The 19219-nt window shown below is 74.3% G+C and carries 21 protein-coding genes; 10 read left to right on the forward strand and 11 right to left on the reverse strand.

Annotated features, from left to right (window positions below; genetic code table 11):
• Positions 1-4 precede the first annotated feature (4 nt).
• Positions 5-2884 carry a BTAD domain-containing putative transcriptional regulator gene (locus AB0H71_RS03965; protein ID WP_357014583.1) on the reverse strand — a complete coding sequence of 960 codons (2880 nt, stop codon included), beginning with the start codon at positions 2882-2884 and terminating at the stop codon, positions 5-7.
• 99 nt (positions 2885-2983) lie between these two features.
• On the opposite strand from AB0H71_RS03965, the gene AB0H71_RS03970 reads away from it, so the two are divergent.
• Positions 2984-4054, forward strand: coding sequence for a class I SAM-dependent methyltransferase (locus AB0H71_RS03970; protein ID WP_357014584.1), 1071 nt, complete (start codon positions 2984-2986; stop codon positions 4052-4054).
• 15 nt (positions 4055-4069) lie between these two features.
• Positions 4070-4819, forward strand: coding sequence for a PIG-L family deacetylase (locus tag AB0H71_RS03975; RefSeq protein ID WP_357014585.1), 750 nt, complete (start codon positions 4070-4072; stop codon positions 4817-4819).
• Between the two features lie 13 nt (positions 4820-4832).
• On the opposite strand, the gene AB0H71_RS03980 is transcribed toward AB0H71_RS03975, so the two are convergent.
• Genes AB0H71_RS03980 through AB0H71_RS03990 form a run of 3 tightly spaced genes read right to left on the reverse strand, consistent with a single transcriptional unit; the run spans position 4833 to position 6926 of the window.
• The gene (locus AB0H71_RS03980; RefSeq protein WP_357014587.1) at positions 4833-5309 is read right to left on the reverse strand and encodes a nuclear transport factor 2 family protein; all 477 of its coding nucleotides are present in this window, start codon (positions 5307-5309) and stop codon (positions 4833-4835) included.
• Between the two features lie 19 nt (positions 5310-5328).
• The gene (locus tag AB0H71_RS03985) at positions 5329-5775 is read right to left on the reverse strand and encodes a nuclear transport factor 2 family protein (RefSeq protein WP_357014588.1); all 447 of its coding nucleotides are present in this window, start codon (positions 5773-5775) and stop codon (positions 5329-5331) included.
• A 59-nt stretch (positions 5776-5834) separates the two neighbouring features.
• Positions 5835-6926 (reverse strand): hypothetical protein, encoded by a 1092-nt coding sequence (locus AB0H71_RS03990; RefSeq protein WP_357014590.1) that lies wholly within the window; start codon positions 6924-6926, stop codon positions 5835-5837.
• 237 nt (positions 6927-7163) lie between these two features.
• Here AB0H71_RS03990 and AB0H71_RS03995 point away from each other — a divergent pair, with 237 nt between their 5' ends.
• Genes AB0H71_RS03995 through AB0H71_RS04015 form a run of 5 tightly spaced genes read left to right on the forward strand, consistent with a single transcriptional unit; the run spans position 7164 to position 12960 of the window.
• Positions 7164-8720, forward strand: a complete 1557-nt coding sequence (locus AB0H71_RS03995) for a hypothetical protein (RefSeq protein WP_357014592.1) — start codon at positions 7164-7166, stop codon at positions 8718-8720.
• Positions 8721-8736: 16 nt separating this feature from the next.
• Complete coding sequence (locus AB0H71_RS04000; RefSeq protein WP_357014593.1) at positions 8737-9075, forward strand: hypothetical protein; 339 nt, start codon at positions 8737-8739, stop codon at positions 9073-9075.
• A complete protein-coding gene (locus AB0H71_RS04005; protein WP_357014594.1) occupies positions 9072-9554 on the forward strand; it encodes a YbaB/EbfC family nucleoid-associated protein in 483 nt (160 codons plus the stop codon). Before AB0H71_RS04000 ends, AB0H71_RS04005 begins: the two co-directional genes overlap by 4 nt.
• Positions 9555-9589: 35 nt before the next feature.
• Complete coding sequence (locus AB0H71_RS04010; RefSeq protein WP_357014596.1) at positions 9590-12160, forward strand: hypothetical protein; 2571 nt, start codon at positions 9590-9592, stop codon at positions 12158-12160.
• Entirely contained in the window at positions 12157-12960 is an 804-nt protein-coding gene (locus tag AB0H71_RS04015) for an ESX secretion-associated protein EspG (RefSeq protein WP_357014597.1), read from the forward strand. The genes AB0H71_RS04010 and AB0H71_RS04015 overlap by 4 nt, the downstream gene beginning before the upstream one ends.
• 3 nt (positions 12961-12963) lie before the next feature.
• Here AB0H71_RS04015 and AB0H71_RS04020 read toward each other — a convergent pair whose 3' ends face one another.
• The 3 genes from AB0H71_RS04020 to AB0H71_RS04030 form a co-directional block, all read right to left on the reverse strand.
• Positions 12964-13572 carry a TetR/AcrR family transcriptional regulator gene (locus AB0H71_RS04020; RefSeq protein ID WP_357014598.1) on the reverse strand — a complete coding sequence of 203 codons (609 nt, stop codon included), beginning with the start codon at positions 13570-13572 and terminating at the stop codon, positions 12964-12966.
• An 82-nt stretch (positions 13573-13654) separates the two neighbouring features.
• Entirely contained in the window at positions 13655-15079 is a 1425-nt protein-coding gene (gene rox / locus AB0H71_RS04025) for a rifampin monooxygenase (RefSeq protein WP_357014600.1), read from the reverse strand.
• 84 nt (positions 15080-15163) lie between these two features.
• Positions 15164-15577, reverse strand: a complete 414-nt coding sequence (locus AB0H71_RS04030; RefSeq protein WP_357014602.1) for a VOC family protein — start codon at positions 15575-15577, stop codon at positions 15164-15166.
• Here AB0H71_RS04030 and AB0H71_RS04035 point away from each other — a divergent pair.
• Positions 15576-15866, forward strand: coding sequence for a hypothetical protein (locus AB0H71_RS04035; protein WP_357014604.1), 291 nt, complete (start codon positions 15576-15578; stop codon positions 15864-15866). The genes AB0H71_RS04030 and AB0H71_RS04035 overlap by 2 nt on opposite strands.
• A 56-nt stretch (positions 15867-15922) precedes the next feature.
• Positions 15923-16147 carry a hypothetical protein gene (locus tag AB0H71_RS04040; protein WP_357014606.1) on the forward strand — a complete coding sequence of 75 codons (225 nt, stop codon included), beginning with the start codon at positions 15923-15925 and terminating at the stop codon, positions 16145-16147.
• Here the strand turns inward: AB0H71_RS04040 and AB0H71_RS04045 are convergent.
• The 3 genes from AB0H71_RS04045 to AB0H71_RS04055 are packed head-to-tail and all read right to left on the reverse strand — an operon-like array spanning position 16144 to position 16798.
• Positions 16144-16317, reverse strand: coding sequence for a hypothetical protein (locus AB0H71_RS04045; protein ID WP_357014607.1), 174 nt, complete (start codon positions 16315-16317; stop codon positions 16144-16146). The two genes, AB0H71_RS04040 and AB0H71_RS04045, sit on opposite strands and share 4 nt — an antisense overlap.
• Entirely contained in the window at positions 16314-16643 is a 330-nt protein-coding gene (locus AB0H71_RS04050; protein ID WP_357014609.1) for a VOC family protein, read from the reverse strand. The genes AB0H71_RS04045 and AB0H71_RS04050 overlap by 4 nt, the downstream gene beginning before the upstream one ends.
• Positions 16640-16798: a CopG family transcriptional regulator gene (locus tag AB0H71_RS04055; protein ID WP_357014611.1), complete on the reverse strand. Its 159-nt coding sequence runs from the start codon at positions 16796-16798 to the stop codon at positions 16640-16642. The genes AB0H71_RS04050 and AB0H71_RS04055 overlap by 4 nt, the downstream gene beginning before the upstream one ends.
• A gap of 98 nt (positions 16799-16896) precedes the next feature.
• Here AB0H71_RS04055 and AB0H71_RS04060 point away from each other — a divergent pair, with 98 nt between their 5' ends.
• Positions 16897-18186 (forward strand): tetratricopeptide repeat protein, encoded by a 1290-nt coding sequence (locus AB0H71_RS04060; RefSeq protein ID WP_357014613.1) that lies wholly within the window; start codon positions 16897-16899, stop codon positions 18184-18186.
• Between the two features lie 167 nt (positions 18187-18353).
• On the opposite strand, the gene AB0H71_RS04065 is transcribed toward AB0H71_RS04060, so the two are convergent.
• Entirely contained in the window at positions 18354-19178 is an 825-nt protein-coding gene (locus AB0H71_RS04065; protein ID WP_357014615.1) for a tyrosine-type recombinase/integrase, read from the reverse strand.
• Positions 19179-19219 lie beyond the last annotated feature (41 nt).

The raw sequence follows: 19219 nt of genomic DNA on the forward strand, positions 1-19219 counted from the left end.
CACGCTAGCCAGTGCGGGCGGCCGGGTCCGCCGTCCCGCTCGAGCCGATCCGAATCGCCGCCGCGGTGAGCGCCGCGAGGGCGGTGTCGGCCACCGCCTCCCGGCTCAGCACCGACCCCTCGGCCCGCGCCCGCGCGCAGGCGACCTCGCCGAGCGCCGTCCGCAGTGCCGCGGCGACCGGCGCCATCGCCTCGGCATCCGCGCCGAACCCGGGCTCGCCGCGCTCCAGCGCACCGAGCAGGACCGCCGCCTCCCGCTCGGCGACCCGGGCCAGCAGCGGAAGCAGGGCGCGCAGCGTGCTGCGCTGGTGGTGCCAGACCTGCATGGCCCGCCACCCGCGCACCGCCGCGCCGAAGGCCTCCAGCGCCTCCGGGATCCGCTCCGCCCGCAGGTGCAGGGCGGCCAGCCCGACATGCGCGACATTGGCCGCGTACACGCTGTACACGGTGGCCGCCAGTGCCACGACCTCGCTGTAACCGAGCAGCGCCGCCGCCGGGTCGAGCACGGCCAGCGCCTCGGCCCGGTTGTAGAGCGCCCAAGCGCGCAGGCTCGGGTTGCCCGCGGCCGCGGCGGCGCGCAGGTTGCGCTCGGCCAGCGCGAGCCCGTCCGCGGGGGCACCCGCGTAGGTGCGGGCGAGTCCGGCGAAGAGCAGCGCCTCGGCCGCGTACCAGTGGCTGCCCGCGCGCTCGGCCAGGGTGAGCAGCTCGGCGGTGGCGGCGCCGCAGGCGCCCAGCTCGCCCCGGTAGAGCGCGACCGCGGCGCGAATCTTGAGCAGCGGCATGCGCTCCGGCGCGTCCGGGGGCAGCGGGGCCAGCGCGGCCTCGGCGACGCCGAGCGCGCGCCCGTGCTCCCCGCCGAAGGTCAGCGCCTCGCCGACCGCGGCGCAGACCGCCGGGTAGTGCCGGTGCCCGGCCGCGCCGGGCAGGGTGAGCGCGGTCTCGCCCCAGGCCACCACCTCGTCCGGGAAGCGGTAGAGCACCGCGAGCGCGAGCCCGGCGCTGAGCCGGAGCGCGCGGTCGGTGTCGCCCGCGGCGACGGCGTGCCGGTGCGCGGCGCGCAGATTGTCCAGGTCGGCGGTGACGACGGCGTGCCAGTGCGCCTCGTCGGGGCCGCGCAGCCCGGCGTCGGCGCGCTCGGCGAGCTCGGTGAACCAGGCGGCGTGCCGGTCGAGCGCGGTGTCCGCCTCGCCGCGGCGGCGCAGCAGCTCGGCGCCGTACTCGCGCACCGTCTCCAGCATCGCGAACCGGGTCTCCTCCGCGGATTCCGCCACCGTGACCAGCGAGTTGTCGACGAGGGCGGTGAGCGGCTCCAGCGCGGGGGCGCCGTTCACGGTCGCCGCGGCGGCGGCCCCGAACCCGCCGTGGAAGACCGAGAGCCGGGCCAGGAGCCGCTGTTCGGCCGGGCCGAGCAGCGCGTACGACCAGTCGAGCACCGCGCGCAGACTGCGGGCGCCCGCGGCGTCGAGCGGATCGCCGAGCCGGGCGGCGAGGTCGGCGGGGTTGAGCACCCGCACCCGGGCCGCCGCCAGCTCGAGCGCCAGCGGCAGCCCGTCCAGCCTGCGGCACACCTCGGCGATGTGCCGCAGGTTCGCCCGGTCCAGCACCAGGCCGGGGCGCACGGCCCCGGCGCGCTCGGCGAAGAGCCGGACCGCGGGGGCGGCGGCGTCCTCCGGCGAATCCGGCAGGGCGAGCGGCGGAATCGGGCGCAGGTACTCGCCGGGCACGCCGAGCGCGGCCCTGCTCGTGGCCAGCACGGTCACCAGCGGGCAGCCGCGCTGGATCGCGGTGACCAGCCGCGCGACCTCGTCGAGGACGTGCTCGCAGTTGTCCAGCACGAGGAGCAGTTCGCGCTCGGCCAGCAGCGCGAGCAGCGAATCGGTGAGGCCGGTGCCCGGCTGGCGGCGCGCCCCGACCGCGGTCGCCACGGCCTGCACCACGGCATCGCTGGTGAGCGGGGCGAATTCGCACCAGGCCGCCGGGGTGCCCGCCGCCCGCGCGGCGTGCAGCGCGAGTGTGGTCTTGCCGACCCCGCCCGGACCGGTGAGCGTGAGCACGCGGTGCTCGCGCAACCCGCCGGCGATCGCCGCCAGCTCATCCTCCCTGCCGATCAGCGCGGTCTCCGGCAGCGGCACCGCGCGCGCCACCGCCGGTGCCGCCGCGAGCCGCGGATCCTGGCGCAGCACCGCCGTTTCCAGCGCCCGCACCGCCGCCGATGGCTCGACCCCCAGCTCGTCGGCGAGCCGGGCCCGCAGCGCCCGCAGCACCGCGAGCGCCTCGGCCTGCCGCCCCTCCCGGTACAGCGCCCGCGCCAGCTGCCCGACCGGGCGCTCCCGCACCGGGTACTCCCCCACGTGCGCCTGCAGCGCGGCGACCAGCCCGTCCCCCCGGTCGGTCGCCAGCGCCGCCTCGAACCGCTCCTCCACCGCCTCCACCCGCAGCGCGGCGAGCCGCTCCGCCTCCGGGCGCACCGCGTCCAGCTCGGCGAACTCCGCGTAGGCCGGGCCGCGCCAGAGCGCGAGCGCGGTGTCGAGCAGCTGCCGGGCCCGCTCCGGATCGGCGTCGCGGGCCGCGCCGAGCAGCCGGGTGAACTCGGCGGCGTCCACCGACTCGGCGTGCAGCAGGTAGCCGGGCGGGCGGGTGTGCAGCCGCTCGGCGCCATCGGCGTGCAGCGCGCCGCGCAGCCGGGCGATATGGCTGTGCAGGGTGCGCAGCGCGGTCGGCGGCGGCCGCTCGCCCCAGAGCGCCTGGATCAGCCGATCGGTGGAGACCACCGACCCCGCCCGCGCCAGCAGCACGCTGAGCAGCACCCGCTGCGCCCGGCTGCCGAGCGCGACCGCGCCGCCCGCGTGCCGCACCCGCAGCGCCCCGAGTACCTCGAACTCCATCCGGCCCCGATTCCGTGCTCGCAACCGCGCCACAACCGCGCGGCAACAGCGTCGCCCCATCCTCGCACCGACGACATCGACACAGGAGGACGGCAAACGATGACGACGACGGAACAGCTCGACCCGGCCGCGGTGGAGACCTTCGCCGGACGGGCGGTCGCGGATGCGGCCACCTGGATGGCCACCACCATGACCATGCTCGGCGACCGGCTCGGGCTGTGGCGCGCCCTCGCCGATTCCCGCCCGGTGACCAGCGCCGAACTCGCCGCCCGCACCGGCACCGACGAGCGCTACCTGCGTGAGTGGCTGGCCGCCATGACCGCGCACGGCTACCTCACCCACGACCCCGCCGCGGCCACCTACCTGCTCCCGCCCGCCCACGTGCCGGTGCTCGCCACCGAGAGCCCGGCCCACCTCGGCGGGCTGCACCAGGCGCTCTACGGCCTCACCGGCATGCTCGGGCCGGTGCTCGAGGTCTTCCGGACCGGGGGCGGGGTGCCGATCACGGCCTACCCGCCGGACTGGTTCCAGGGGCTGGAGCGGTTCAGCGCGGGCTGGTTCGACTTCCTGCTGCCGCAGGTCTGGCTGCCCGCGCTGCCGGAACTGGAGGCGGCGCTGCGCCGCGGCGCCGACGTCGCCGATATCGGCTGCGGCCGCGGCCGGGCGCTCGTCCGGCTCGCCGAGCGCTACCCCGCCGGCCGCTACACCGGCTTCGACGTGCACCCGGAGTCCATCGCGGCGGCCGAGGCGGCGGCGCTGGCGGCCGGCGTCGCCGACCGGGTGCGCTTCGAATGCCTCGACGTCTCCGGCGGGCTGCCCGGCAGCTACGACGTGATCACCACCTTCGACGTGATCCACGACGCCGCCGACCCGCGCGGCATCCTGGACGCCGTGCACGCCGCGCTCCGCCCGGACGGCCGCTACCTGTGCCTGGACATCAATTCCAGTCACCGCCTCCAGGACAACCAGGGCCCGATCGCCGCCTACTTCTACGGTGTGAGCGTGCTCTACTGCCTCACCACCTCGCTCGCGCACGGCGGCGCCGGGCTCGGGACCTGCGGTTTCCCCGAGCACACGGCGCGCGAGCTGTGCGCGGCGGCGGGTTTCGGCACCGTCCGACGGGTCGAGATGGAGAACCCGTTCAACATCCTCTACGAGATCACCCACTAGAAGGACGGCGCTGAAATGTCTCCTGTTCTGCCCGGCACCGGCCCGGTGCTGGGAATCTGGGCCCACCCCGACGACGAGGTCTACCTCTCCGGTGGGCTGATGGCGGCCGCGCGGGCCGCGGGCAGGCGGGTCGTGTGCGTGACCGCCACCCGCGGCGAGCACGGCACCGACGACCCGGAGCGGTGGCCGCCGGAGCGGCTCGCCGCGGTCCGGGATGCCGAGCTCGCCGCGAGCCTCGCGGCGCTCGGCGTCACCGAGCACCACCAGCTCGGGCTGCCGGACGGCGGCTGCGCGCGGCAGCCGTTCGACGCCGTGGTGGCCCGGCTCGCCGCCATCGTCGCCGCGGTGCGCCCCGAGGTCGTGCTCACCTTCGGCCCGGACGGCTTCACCGGCCACCCCGACCACCGCATGGTCTCGGCCTGGGCCGAGGCCGCCAGGAACCGGGCGGCGCCCGCCGCCCGGCTGCTGTACCCGCGGCTCACCGCGGACTTCGCCGACACCTGGCGGCACCTCTACGACCGGCTGGCGCTCTTCGCCTCCGCCGACCTGCCGTGGCGCGCCGCCCCCGACCGGGTCGCGGTGCGGCTCCGGCTGGACGACGCGCTGGCCGATCGCAAACTGGTCGCGCTGCGCGCCCAGGCCAGCCAGACCGCGGAGCTCACCGCGCTGCTCGGGGTGGCGACCATGCGGGCGTGGGCCTGCGCGGAGGAGACCTTCGTCGACGCGCTGCCCGCGCGCGAGCTCGACTTCGCCGACGGCTGCTGACCGCCCGGCGCCCTCAGCTCGGCTCGGCCCACATATTGGCCAGCAGCCGGTGGCTGGGGGTGTCGGCCAGCGCCTGCGAGGACTCGTAGATGCGCCGGTAGCCGGTGGCGGTGATCCGCCAGGCGCCGTCCGGGTCGCGGCGGTACTCGTCGGTGTAGTAGCCGGAGCCGCGGATCAGGACGTTCCACTCGGTGGCGAGCACGGTGTCCTCGAAGAGCCAGCTGCCGGTGGCGGTGTCGCCGTCGATCCGGATCTCCGGGTGGTTGGCGACGTGCGTGGTGACGATGCCCGGCCCCATGTTCTCCCGCAGGAAGGCGACGATGGCGGCCCTGCCGTCCAGCACCGGCGGCTCGCCGAGGGCGTGCGTGCCGTACCGGCCCCGGCAGTCGTCGGCCAGGGTGTCGGCGAACTCGTCCCACAGCTTCAGATCGAGCGTGCGGAAGTAGCGGTACTTGAGCCCGCGGATCGCCTCGAGCGCAACCAGGTCCATCGGGTCAGGATAACGTGTTCTAGTTTTCCGGGGTGGAATCCGGCGCGAAGGCGGCCTCCAGCCCGTCGAACCAGGCCGCCTCCTCGATCAGCCTGCGGCTGCGCCAGCCCTGCCCGGTGCGCACCAGCTCGTGGTTGTACCAGCCGCCGCAGAAGAACTGCCTGCCCGGCTTCACCACCATCGGGTTGAAGAACATGGCCCGCACCCGCGCCGCGTCACCGTCCAGCTCCACCGCGATATTGGAGATGAAATGCTGTGTGCGGGTGAACAATCCGAGCCCGACGGTGAGCCCCTCGATCACCTTCTCCAGGTCGCCGACCGGCCCGCCCGCGGTGCCGTAGTCGATGTGCGCGTCGGCGGTGAACACGGTCCGGTAGAGCTCCCAGTCCTTGCCGTCCACCGCGTGCGCGTAGCGGGTGAGCAGGTCGGTGATCTCGATCCGGTCGGCGACGGTCTGCAAATCCATGCCGCCCATCCAAGCGCACGCAGGCCGCCTACGGGGCAGAACGAGTTATCGTTCGCGGACTACTCCGCAGCGCCTGCCATGAGCAGCTGGAGCAGCCCGCCGTCGACCTCCCCGGTCTCGCCGAAGAGCCGGACCAGCAGCGGCCGCCCCGCCTGGCCGTGCTCGGCCGCGACGACGAGCTCGAGCGCGGCGTCCCGTGCCCCGACGCCCCCCTCGGCGGCGAGCGCGGCGATGACCTCGGCGGCGCTCTCCCGGCTCCACACCGCGGGCACCGCCGCCGCGGCCTCGCTCGCGGGGGGCGAGGCGCCGCGGTACCAGCGGCCCGCCTCCCACCAGTAGCAGAAGGAGAGCAGCCCCTCGCCCGCGCGCGGATTGAGCAGCGGGTTCGCCACCCAGGGCGGTGCGCCCGCGTAGAGGTCGGGCATGGGCGCGCCCGCGTTGTAGACCGCGTCCAGCACCGGGTCGTCCCACACGCCGCCGGAGAGCACCGCGCGGTCCCCCGGCACCAGCCACAGCGACGAGCCGCTGCGCTCAGCGCCCTCGAAGAGCCCGAGCGCGGGCAGCACCCGCGGGCCGAACGGCGACCCGGCCGCGGTGAAGGCCGCGGCGATGGCGGCCCAGCGCATGGCGAGCAGCGGCAGCGCGGGCAGCGTGGTCTCGACCGCCGGCGTCGTGCCGCCCGGATCGCCGGGACGCTCGGCCGGGCGGGACTGCCGGTCGCCGTGGCCGAGGTAGGCGCCGAGCCAGACCGGGAGCCGCGCACGCGGGAACGTCTCCAGGTCGGCGCGGTAGGCCTCGGGCGGGAAGAGGTGGTCGTCCGGGAACGGCTCGGCGCCGAAGTCGTGGTCGACGGCGACCTCCCCGGACGCCGTCGCGAGCACCAGGCACCGCCACCACGGCCCGCCGGGCAGCGCGGCCGAGGCCGCGCGCTGCCGCCGGACCAGCTCCAGCACCTCCTCGGTGGGCAGCACCTGCGCCGGGTGCCCCTCCTCGTCGGCGAAGAAGACCGACGCCAGCTCGGTGCCGGTGGTCAGCGCGAACACCGCGCGCAGCTCGTGCCAGCCGGGCGGGGCGAGCGCGATCAGCTCCTCGGCGATCCGGCGGTTCGCCGCATCCACCTCGCCGGCGCGCGAATCCTCTGCTGCGGTCACGACAGCGACACCTCCTCGATCGGCTCGGCACGGTACCATTCGCGGAAGAACATCACGAGCCAACACCATTGGAAACAAACAATTTTCGCACCGCGGCGGCCGGGGAGGCATGCGCGTTCAGTGTTCGCCTGCCCGTCATTTCGGGTTCAATCGACTGGGTTCTAATCCGACGACGGCCGACGCCGAGAGGAGAGCCGTGATGCGCAATCCGGCGAGACTGCCAGCGGCGGTACGACGATGACGCTCACACTGCCGGAGGGGCTGCACTGGCTGGCCTGGGTGGCCGGGACCACGTGGCCCGAGGGTGACGAGGACGCCGCCTGGGCGGTCGCGGAGGCATGGAAGACGGCGAGCACGGAGCTGAAGGCGCTCCTCGCGGATATCGACGCTGCCAAGCAGGCCACCATCGACGCCTACCCGCAGGGCGACGGCGGCATCGCCATGGGCGCGCGCTACGACAGCTTTCGCACCGGCGAGCAGTCGCTGGAGAAGCTGGCCGAGTACCTGCAGACGGTCAGCGACAGCACCTTCGACATGGGCACCGAGATGCAGGCCACCAAGATCACCGTCATCGTGACGCTGGTCTGGCTGGCCCTGGAGATCCTCTGGGCCTGGCTGTTCCCGCCCACCGCGCCCGCCGTCGAGGCCGCGGCGATCACCACCACCCGCTCGTTCCTCAAGGTCTTCGAGGACTTCGTCCAGAAGATCATCACCAATATCGCCGCGCGGCTCGGCGCCCCGACCGTCAAGCGGCACTTCTGGAGTCAGGCCGCGCGGCTGAAACCGGTGATGCCGACCGCCAAGGGCTGGGGCGTCTACGGAGCGCGCGCGCTCGAGGCGACCGCCATCGCGGGCGGGATCAACGCCTCGGTGCAGCTCGGCCAGATGGCCGACCACAAGCGGCGGCACTTCAACGGCAAGGAATTCGGGCTCTCGGTGCTCGCCGGGGTCGCGGGCATGATCCCCGGCCGCGAGGTCGGGCGCTACCTCGGCAAGGGCATCGACAAGGCCGGCACCAAGTGGACGAACAACATCCCGGGCCGGATCGGCCGCGGCGCCGTGATCGGCGGCGTCTCCGGCGCGGTCGGCACCGCCTTCGGCAACCTCGCCGTCGGCGCGGCGACCGGGGACTGGAGCTCGTTCGCCTCCGGCGCCGGCTGGGTGGGGGGCATCTCGCGCGGCGCCGTCCTCGGCGGCGCGCGCGGCGGGTTCGCGCTCGGCACCCCGATCAGGCCGGGGGACTTCCGCTCCCACTTCTGGATGGCGAAGCCGGCACCGCCGGTCACCGACGGGTCGTCGAGCGGCGCGAGTTCGCGGCCGGGCTCGGTGGCGGGCGCGCCGAGCACGGTGCGGCCGGTCACGCCGGTCGCCTCGTCGACCGGGCGCCCCGCCTCCACGCACAGCGGCAGCACCGGCTCGTTCCGCACCGGCGACGACCGCAGCTTCAGCGACCGCACCTTCTACTCCGCGCAATCCCACCTGTCGGCGAGCAGCGGCGGCAGCCGGGGGGCGCCGCCCACCTCCTGGCAGGCCTCCGTCGACGGCGGCTGGGTTCCGCCGGCGCCGACCCGGCCGGCGCCGCTGCCGCCGATCGCCCCGCTGCCACCGCCGCCGACGCACCACGACCCGTTCCTCGGCGAGGGCAAGGATCTGCGCGGCAAGCCGCGCTCCAAGCTGTGGCCCTGGGTGCAGCCGCTGCCCGGGCCCTACACGGCACCGGTCGCGAACCCCGCCCCGTGGGTGCCGCCGGCGCCCGCGGCGCAGCCACCGGTCGACGTCCCGCTGAACATCTGACCCCGAAGGGAGCGCCATGGCAGACCGCCTCGAGGTCGACCCGGCGAAGCTGCGGCACGCCGCGGAGCTGACCAGGGAGCTGTCCACCGACACCAAGGCCGTCGCGGACCGGCTGCGCGCCGCGCTCGGCGCCATCGAGTCCGATGCCGAGCCGATGCCGTGGGGCAACGACAAGCGCGGCCACAAGTTCTTCGACGGCGAGAAGGGCTACAAGGCGGCAAGGGACAACATGATCGAGGGCTGCTTCGGCGCCGCGAAGTCGCTCGGCGACATGGCGACCGGCCAGTCCGAGGCCGCGGACGCCCTCGAGGGCACCGAGTTCGGCACCACGGGCCAGTTCGGCGGCGCCCCGTGAGCGGGCAGCCGGTGAACGAGACGCTGCGCGCCGACATGGCGGCGCTGGTGGAGGGGCTCGGCGAGCAGTTCCGCGGCATCGCGGAGCTGCAGCGCCGCCGGGCCCTGCTCACCGAGACGGTGCGCGTCTGCGATCAGCGCATCGAGGTCACGGTGAACGCCGACGGCGTGCTCGTCGCCACGAAGTTCGGCGAGGACGTGCTCGACCTGAGCCTGGAGGAGATCGCGGAGCACATCACCGCGGCGGTGCAGACCGCGGCCGCGCGGGTGGCCGCGCGCAGCAGGGAACTCATGCAGCCGCTGCTCGAGCGCAAGAACGCGCTGCCGAAGCTCTCCGAGATCGTCGAGGGCGCCCCGGATCTCGGCTCGCTCATGCCGACCGCGCCGCCGCCGCCGCTGACCCCGCCCGACCCGGGCCGCTGGCCGGACGATTCCGGCGCCCGCGCGCCGCGGTCCGTCGTGGCCGACAACGACGACTGACGGGTCCCCCCGTCCAACAGGAAGGTGCACGCCAGATGCCTACCGAACCGGGCACGTGGTCGGGGCTGCGGAACCAGGCGAAGGCCGGGTATCTGAAGTTCGACACGGCCGACGCGCTGGCCGCCGCCCGCGCCAGCGCCGACCTGGTCGACGACCTGCTCGGCATGGCCGCCGCCGTGACGAACCTGCGCCTGGACAACTTCGCGCCGATCGGCACGCTCACCTCCGGCATGCAGCTGGCGATGGCCTTCACCAACAAGGGCGTGCGGCTGCGCACCATCCTGAACGACCACGCCGACATCGTGAAGGACATCGGCGAGACCTACATCGCCGCAGGCAAGGCGTACGCCAATGCCGACGGCGACTCCAGCGACAACTTCAAGGCGCTCAGCGACCTGAAGATGCCGACCGAGGCGAGCCCCTACACCCCCGGCGCGCCCAAGCCGGGCGGCCCCGACGCCGAGTTCGACAAGCCGAACGGGTTCACCTGGAAGGACAAGGCGGGCAAGCTGCACACCACGGGCGCCGACGCCGAAGGCTTCCCGACCTCGCTCAAGGACTACCAGGGCGAGAAGGACAAGGGCGTCACCGCCAGCATCGAGAACAAGGACAGCCTGAGCTTCCAGGAGCTGTACGACCTCGGCCAGGGGCTCGACCCGGCGCCGGTGCTGGCGGCCGCGGGCACCTGGCACACCATGTCGACCGACCTGCTGGCCAAGCTCAACGGCTTCGTGAACGCGATCAACGTCGGCACCCAGGCCTGGGAGGGCCAGGGCGCCACCGCGGCGGCCGCCGCGATCAAGGCCTACTCCGACGGCGTGCAGCCGCTGGTCACCGCGATGATCGCGATGAGCCAGAACCTGGACTACAGCGCGCAGTGGCTGAACCTGACGCGCATGAGCATGCCGTCCAGCCCCGATCCCGGCGACTGCTGCCCCGGCCGGGTGACCCGGCGCTACCGCGACGAGTGGCAGAAGCACTACGGCGAGGGCATGAAGAACACCGTCTCGGCGATGCCGGTGGTCAACGGCCCGATCGCCGAGCCCGTCCCGCAGAACGGGCAGGGCGGGCAGCAGCCGCCCGGTCCGAACGACCCGGGCAACGGGCAGTACGGGAACGGCCAATACGGCGACGGGCAGTACGGCGACCAGTACGGGCAGTACGGCAACGGGCAATACGGCAATGGGCAATACGGCAACGGCGAATACGGCAACGGGCAATACGGCGACCAGTACGGCGGTGGGCAGGGCGGCGGTCAGGGCCAGCTGCCGCCCGGCTACAGCGCAGCGGCGCCCGGGCCGAACGGCGGCGGATCGCAGGGGTCGGGTGGCTCCGGCGCGACCATGCCGAACGGCGCCGAGGGCAGCAGCGGCGGCGGCTCCGGCGCGGGGTCGGGGGGCGGCAGCCTGCCACCCGGCTACGAGGCCGCGCGCAAGGACGCCGAGGCGGCCGGCGCGGGGTTGGGCGGCCCGCCGACCCCGGTCGGCTCGTCCGGCGGCGGTTCCACGGGTGGCGGTGGCTCGCAGGGCGGTGGCTCCGCGGCGAAGCCGTCCAGCTCGGGTAATCCGTTCCCGCGCAGCAGCCTCCCCGGCGAATCCGGTTCCGGCTCGGGCTCGGGCAGTGGTGGCGGCATGCCGAGCGTCCCCTCGCTCGGCTCGGCGACCATGCCGAACGGCGCCAAGGGCGGCGGTTCCTCCGGCGGCGGCACACCGGGTTCCGGTGCGGGAATGCCGGACACCAGCGGCCTGGCGGACGCGCTCGCGAAGGCGACCGGTGCCGACCCGGCCAAGCTGAAGTCGATGCTCGGCAACCTGCCCGGGCTGGTGAACGAGGACACCCTGGCCAAGGCCACCGGCCTCTCCCCCGACCAGGTGCGCTCGGTGCTGAAGAACATCCCGAAGGTGGCCGACGCCGCCGAGCTGGCGAAGCTCACCGGCCTCTCCCCCGACCAGGTGCGCTCGGTGCTGGACAACCTGCCGAACGCGCTGGACGACAAGGCGGTCGCGGCGGCGACCGGGCTCGACCCCAAGACGGCGTGGAGTTCCGGCGCCGGGCTGCCCGGCCAGTCCGGCGCCGCGGGCAGCCCCATGCAGGGGTTCATGCAGGCGGGCAAGGACTTCCTCGGGCAGATCGGGCAGGCGCTCACCCAGGGGCTCGGCTCGCTCGGCCAGCTTCCCGGGCTGGACCAGCTGCAGGAGTTCGCCAGGCGCTTCGACCCGGCCGCGCTCGCCGCCGCCACCGGCGAGCTGGCGACGGATCCGGCGGGCGGCGGCTCCGGCTCCGGCGGCGGCGGGGCAGGCGGCCCCGGCCCGGTCGGCGGCCCCGCCGGGCTGCCCGAGCACGCCTACCAGCAGTCACGTGCCGCGCAGCTCTTCCCGCGGGCATCGCTGCCCGGCGCCGAGCAGCCGCTGTACCCGGCCGCGGCGTCGGCGAACCCGGGCACGGGCGGGATGGGCGCACCGATGATGGGCGGCGGCGGGGCGGGAGCCGGTGGCGCGCAGGGCAACACCTCGCACAAGCCGGCCAAGTACCTGCAGTCCAGATCGCACCTGGACGACGCCATCGGCGCCGTGCCGGATCGGGTCAAGCCGGTGATCGACTCGTGAACCGCAGCTGGGAGTTCAGCGACCTGGAGTTCAGCCTGCTGTGCGAGGAGGTGCGGCAGGGCGAGCTGCCCGCGCCGTTCATCTTCACCAGCCGCACCCGGCTGGCCGACGACTACGAGCGGGAGAAGTTCGAGGTCGGGAAGGCGCTGCGGGCCCGGTTCGACCACGAGCTCGACGCGCTGGCCGGCGCCATCGCCAAACCGGACGTCTTCGTCGTCGCGCACGCCTGGGACGACCAGGATTTCGACAACCCGAAGAGCCGCATCCGGGTGCACGCGGTGCGGCACCGCGCCCGCGGCTACGTGATCACCCAGCGCCCGGGCGAGACCCTGCACCACGCCGACGGTTTCGACGCGGTGGAGTGCGACCCGCACGCGCTCGCCGACACCGTCATGGCGTTGCTGCCCCGGTGCGCCGCGGGCCGGCTGGACGACATCCGGCTGGCGCTGCCCACCTCGGAGCCCGAGGTGGTCGCGCAGGGGCCGTCGTCCGGGATCGCGGACACCGACGACACCGACGACGACAGCGTGCGCAGCCACGCCTTCTTCGACACCCCCGCGCTGAGCACCGGCATCGTGAAGGTGCTGCAGGGCCGCTCCAAGTACGGCCCGCGCGGGCGGATCGAGTCCGGGCTGCTCTGGCGCGACCTCCCGGACGACGGCCGCTACGTCATCCCGCTCGACCACCCGGCCCCGGTCGCCACCGCCATGGGCCACGACCGGCTCACCGACTGGGTGCGCGGCCGGATCGACAGCATCCTGGAGCGCATGGAGTCGCACCTGGAGACCGAGGAGGACTGACGGCTACCGGGCGCCGGCGAGCGCCAGCGTGGTGCTGACCGCGGCGGCGGCCAGCTGGTCGCGGTCGAGCATCAGCCGGCCGTCCGCCCACTCCAGGTAGAGCGCGACCAGCGCGCCGGTGAGCGCGGTCGCGGTGACGGCGAGGTCGGTCCCGGCCGCGGGGAGCAGCGCGCCGGTGCCGAGCGCGGGCGCCAGGGCTTGCACGAAGAGCGGCGCCCGCGCCTGGCTGTGCGCGCGCAGGGTGTCGTCGGCGAGCGGTTCGCGGAGCAGGATGCGGGCCCGGCGCGGGTCCTCCTCGAAGTAGTCGCCGCAGGTCTCGAAGGCGCGGCGCAGCACCTCCGCGATGCCGCCGTCGGTGGCGACGGCGGTGAGGCGTTCGCGCAGCCCGTCCTCGGTGCGGTCGTACACCGCGCGCAGCAGCGCCTCCACGCTCTCGAAGCTCTCGTAGAAGTAGCGCGGGCTGAGGTTGGCGGCGCGCGCGACCGCCCGCATGGTCACCGCGGGCGCGCCCGCGGTGCCGAGCAGCTCGTGCCCGACGTCGAGCAGCAGCTCGCGGCGTTCGGCGGTGCGATCGTCCAGGGTCTGGCCGCGCCACAGCTTCGGAGAGCTCACCGAACCATCCTGGCATCAATTCGCCCGCTTCCGGCACCGAGCCGGTTCCCCTACGGGTGCGGGGAACCGGCTCGGGCGTGGTTCAGCTCGGCACGCCGAACCAGCGGGTCAGCGCCTGCTCCAGCCCGGCCCGATCGGAACCGGCCCAGGCCACGTGGCCGTCCGGGCGCAGCAGGACCGCGGGCTCCGCGAGCGCGGGGCTCTCGGCCACGAGGTGGTCGACCCGGTCGGCCCAGCCGGCGGCCGACAGCTCCCCGGTGCGGTCCAGCAGCAGCCCGCGTCCGGCGTGCAGGTGCTCGTAGAGCCTCCCGTCGCCGACCGGCATATCGCGCAGCCTGCGCCCGACCGGCTCGGGGCCGGGGCCGAGGTCGTACCGCACGTCGATGGCGTGGATCGACTCCACCAGGTACCGGTTCACCTCCTCGAACTCCATGAGCCGGGTGACCAGCCGCCGCACCGCCCGCGCGCCCGGCTCCAGCGCCATGAGCTGCATCTGCGCGCGGGTGTTGTCCAGTACCTCGGTGGCGACCGGGTGCCGCTCGGCCTGGTAGCTGTCGAGCAGGCCGTCCGGCGCCCAGCCGCGCACCGCGGCCGCGAGTTTCCAGCCGAGGTTGACGGCGTCCTGGATGCCGAGGTTGAGCCCCTGCCCGCCGGTGGGCGGGTGCACGTGCGCGGCATCGCCCGCCAGGAAGGCGCGGCCGCTGCGGTATCGCTCCGCCTGCCTGGTGCCGTCGCCGAAGCGGGAGAGCCAGCGCGGGGAGTGCACGCCGAAATCGGTGCCGGCCACGGCGTTCAGCCGGGCCCGGAACTCGTCCATGGTGGGCGGGACGGCGCGGTCGGCGCTGAGCCCGGCGGCGGGCACCACCACCCGGTACCGGCCATTGCCCACCGGCCCGATCCCGAAGCGCAGCTGGGTCTTCCGGATCTCGGCCGTGACCGCGGCCATCTCCTCCGGCGGCGCGGTCGCCTCCATCTCGCCCAGCAGCGTCTCCACCCGGCTCGGCTCACCGGGGAACTCGATTCCGAGCAGGTTCCGCACGGTACTGCGCCCGCCGTCGCAGCCGACCAGGTAGCGGGCGCTGACGTGCGACCCGTCGGCCAGCTCGGCGGTGACCCCCGACTCGTCCTGGCGCAGCCCGGTGACCGCGGTGCCGCGCCGGATCTCGGCGCCGAGCTCGGTGGCCCGCTCGGCGAGCAGCCGATCCGTGATCGGCTGCGGCAGCCCCAGCGTGAAGGGGTGCGCGGTGTCCAGCCGCTCCGGCGGTGGCTTGGGGATCCCGGCGAAGAAGCCGCCCGCCGGATGCTTCGTGCCGAGCGCCAGGAAGCGCTCCAGGATGCCGCGCATATCCAGGATCTCGATGCTGCGCGCGTGCATGCCAAGCGAGCGCACCACGTCGGTGGGCGCCGGAGCCTGCTCCAGCACGAGCACCCCGACCCCGTGCAGCCGCAGCTCGCACGCCGTCATCAGCCCGGTCGGGCCGCCGCCCGCAATGATCACGTCGATCATGAAACTCCCGATTTCCGCAGGTAGAAGCCAACGGGAGGAGATTCTGCGGCACACCCCGGGTCTTGCCGCAAGACCCGGGGTGCGCTATACGTTGAAGAGGGCGGAGAACTCTCCCGCCGGTTCGATGGGCTGGATCACGTCGACCAGCACCCCGCCCGGGTCGGCGACGATGAAGTGCCGCTGCCCGAAATCCTCGCTTCTGATCGCCAGCTCCGGGCGCAGCCCGCCCGCGGTCACCATGCGCTCCCACTCGGCGTCGACATCGTCGACCTCCACATTGAGCAGGATGCCGCGCGCGGGGACGCCGTAGCCGGCCGGGACGGTCGGGTGCGCCGGGTCGAGCAGCGCCAGCTCGCACGGCACCGCGCCCGGCCTGCGCAGGCTCACGTACCACGCCGCCTCGAAAATCACCTCGAAATCCAGCCAGCGGCAGTAGAAGTCGCGGCTCGCCGCGATCGCCTCGGTGCCGAGCACCGGGTAGAAGCTCTGCAGTCGCATGTCACACACCAAAGGCGCGCTCTACCTGCTCGTCGACGGCCCCGCCGTGCTCGGCTGGCACGAGTGGCGGGCCCTGGACGAGGCGAACTCCGCGCGCCACCTGCGTGACGCGCTCGCCCCGCTCGTCGCCGACGGCACGCTCCCCGCCCAGCCGCTCGAGCCGCTGTTGCACCTGCTCTCCGGCGCCATGAACGAGGCGGCGCTGTGGCTGGCCACCGAGCCCTCGGCGCTCGCCGACACCGGCGCCGCGCTCGGGCGGCTACTGGAAGCGTTGCGATCTCCGCGCTGACTGGACATCGCGGCCGGTTGCCCGAATGCTGTACGGGGCTATCGAAGGAGTTGGCGATGACGGCACACAGGTTCGCCCCCGCGGCACTCGCGCTCGGGCTGGCCGCGACGGTCGCGCTCGGCGTCTCGGGCTGCGGCAAGTCCGAGCGCTGGTGCGAGCGCGACCAGGGGGATGTCCTCGTCGCGAACTCCTACTGCGAGGCGAATACGCCGGGCTACGAGTGGGAGCCCGACCACGACAAGCCCAAGAAAAAGAAGAAGCCGATCAAGAAGAAGCACTAGGTCAGCGCGACCAGGATCTGCTCGGACTCTGCCGGGCGCAGGCCGTCGGCCCGGCCGGTGAAGTAGCGGGCGGTGAGGTCGGCGGCCGAGACGTGGTCGGCGGCGGCGAATCCGGCGGCTCGGGCGCGCGCGACCAGCTCGGCGGCCGTGTGGTCCGGGGCGACGCTCACAGCGGCGCCTGCAGATTCCAGACCCGGCCGTCCGGGTCGCGCACCGTCATCTCGGAGGTGCCGTAGTGCGTCGGCTCGAAGTCGGTGAGCACCTCGACGCCCTCGCCCGGCCGCTCGGTGCCGTCGGCCTTCAGCACCAGCCGCAGGCCGGTCGGGCTGCTCTCCGGCACCTCGGCGACGAAGACGGAGGGCCCGTCGCCGCCGCGGAACTGCCCGGAGTTGTGATCGGTCTCGAACTCCAGCGTGAAGCCGACGCCCTGCAGGAACTTCGCCATCCGCCCCCAGTTGTGCGTCTCCAGGAATACGGCCTCGATACCGTCGGTCATCGCTCTTCCTCTCCCTCGTCCGCGAGGTACTCGCGCAGCGCCGCGGCGACCAGCGCCGACAGCGACATCCCCGTGTCGATCGCGCGGAACTTGACCTGCTTGATCAGCCCGATCGGCAGGTAGACGTTGAACTGCTTCACTTCCTCGTCGCCCACGCACCGATACTAGCATGCTAGCAATCTAGCCGGTAGCCTGGAGAATGGCTTGCGCGGGCGGCCCGGACGGTGTGAGGCTGGAAATGTCCGGATTCACTGTGCTGGGAGGACTCGTGGCGCTGACGCCCGGTGCGGTACTGGCGGAGTACACGATCGTGCAGCCGCTCGGCTCGGGCGCGCACGGCGTGGTGTACCTGGCGCGCCACCCGGACCGGCGCCAGGACGTGGCGCTCAAGGTGCTGCACGCCGACCGGGCCGGGGAGGCGGAGCTGCGCGCGCGCTTCGAGCGCGGGCCGCGGCTCGAGCACCCCAATATCGCGACGGTGCTGGAGCGCAGCCGGGCCGGGGACGAGGTGTGCTGGCTGGCCATGCGGTATGTGCCCGGCGGCGACGTCACGCCGCTGCTCGCGGCCGCCGCGGGCGGGTTGGAGCCGGCGCGCGCGGTCCGGCTGATCACCGATATCGGGCGCGGGCTGGACTACGCGCACCAGTGGGGCACGCACCACGGCGATCTCAAGCTCACCGACATCCTGGTGGAGCCGCACCCGGACGGCGATCGCGCGGTCATCACCGATTTCGGGCTGGCCGGCCCGGGCGGCACCCCGGCCTACGCCGCGCCGGAGCGCTGGGCCGGTGCGCCCGGCGGCCCGCGCGCGGATCTGTACGCCCTCGGGTGCCTGCTCTACCAGCTGCTCTCCGGGCGGACGCCGTTCGGCATCGCCGACCCCGGGCCCGGGCACCGGTCGGAACCCGTTCCGCCGCTCCGGGTTCCGGGGCTGCCCGCCGCGCTGGACACCGTGCTCGCCACCGCCATGGCCAAGGACCCGGCCGACCGCTACCCCACCGGCACCGCGCTGGCCATCGACGCGCTGCGCGCGGTCTCGGCGCCGAAGCCCGCCCCCGAGCCCGCACTCTCCGGGGACGGGGGGTTGCGCGCCGCCGCCGAGCGGGGCGTGCCGGGGGCCGTGCTCGAACTCGCGCACGCGTACCGGGATCGCGGTGATCTCGAGGCGGCCGAATCCTGGTACCGGCGCGCGGTCGACCTCGGGCGCCCGGAGGCCGCGGCGAATATCGGCAATATCCAGTACGCGCGCGGGGACTGGGAGGATGCCGTCATCTGGTACCGGTGGGCCATCGATCGCGGCGATACCTCCGCGCTCTACAACCTCGGCAAGCTGCACTACGAGCGCGGGTCGCCCGCCGAGGCGGAGGGCTGGTTGCGCCGGGCCGTCGACACCGGGAACCTGCCCGCGTTGAACGCGCTCGGGGTGGTGCTGTTCGAGCTGGGGCGGGCCGGGGAGGCGGAGTTCTGGTTGCGGCACGCCGTCGACCGGGGTGACCCGCATGCCGCGCGAAACCTGGCCGTGGTGCGGCGCGGGCAGCGCTGACGGACGAGACCGCGGCAGGGTGGCGCCCGCACCGAGCCGGTAGCCACCGCCGGCGCAGCGCACGGTGGTGGTCACGGAGCCCGGCATGCTTTCGGCAGGAGGCTGCGATAGTGACCCCCGTTGCCGTCGACGTCGCCCGCGCCCGCGGCGTACGGGCGCGCGCCGGTTCACGAGGCCGGGCGAATGTCGTCGCCGAAGAGGTCCAGCTGTTCGCGGCCGCACGGCGGCAGCGGAGTCCGGCCCGCGGGACGGCGCCCGAGCCGGGCGGCGATGGCATCCGGCGCCAGCCCGGAGCGGGCCATCCGCCGCTCGGCGGTGTACCGCAGCACCCCATTGCCCACCTCGACCCCGGCATCGGCGCCGATCCCGCGCAGAATCTCCTCCACCGTCCGATGCGCGAGCCGCCGGTGCGGCGCGTGCTCGGTCACGAAGACGGCGAGCACATCGCCTCCGGCGAGCAGCCGGCGCTCCGCCAGCCACGCGGTGACCGCCCCCCTGGTCGCCCCGGCGATCGGCACCGTCCGCCCCGATCCGAGGGTGATCTGCCCCGGCCACGCCGCGAGATCGAGCGCCCCCAGATCGAGCGCGGCCAGCTCCGCTCCCCCGGCCCCGGTATCGAGCGCGAGCAGCAGCAGCGCGTACGCCCGGCTGCCGCGCCGGGCCGCCGCGCCGAGCACCGCGCGCTCCTGCTCGGTGGTCAGCGCCCGCTCGTCCACCGGCACCCGCTGAGCCGCGGGCACCCCGAGGCCGAGCCAACGGTAGAACACCCGCAGCGCGGTCAGCTCACCGTCGCCCGCTCCGGCCCGCAAATACCCGCACACCGCCAGATCACGCCCGGCCGCACTCGCCAGCGCATCCTCGTGCCCGCGCCGCGCGGCCAGCCAACCCAGGAACCGGGCGACCGGAGCGCGCTGCGCCGGAAAGGCGGCGGCGAACCCGGCGAGCAGCGGTGCGGCGGAAACCCCCACCGGAACGCGAATGTCGTCGCTCACTCGGCATCACCTCCGACCCCAGGGTGCCAGCGGGTACCGAC

Origin of the sequence: Nocardia sp. NPDC050697 (assembly GCF_040654395.1) — a bacterium.
In the GTDB taxonomy this organism is placed as follows: Bacteria; Actinomycetota; Actinomycetes; order Mycobacteriales; family Mycobacteriaceae; genus Nocardia.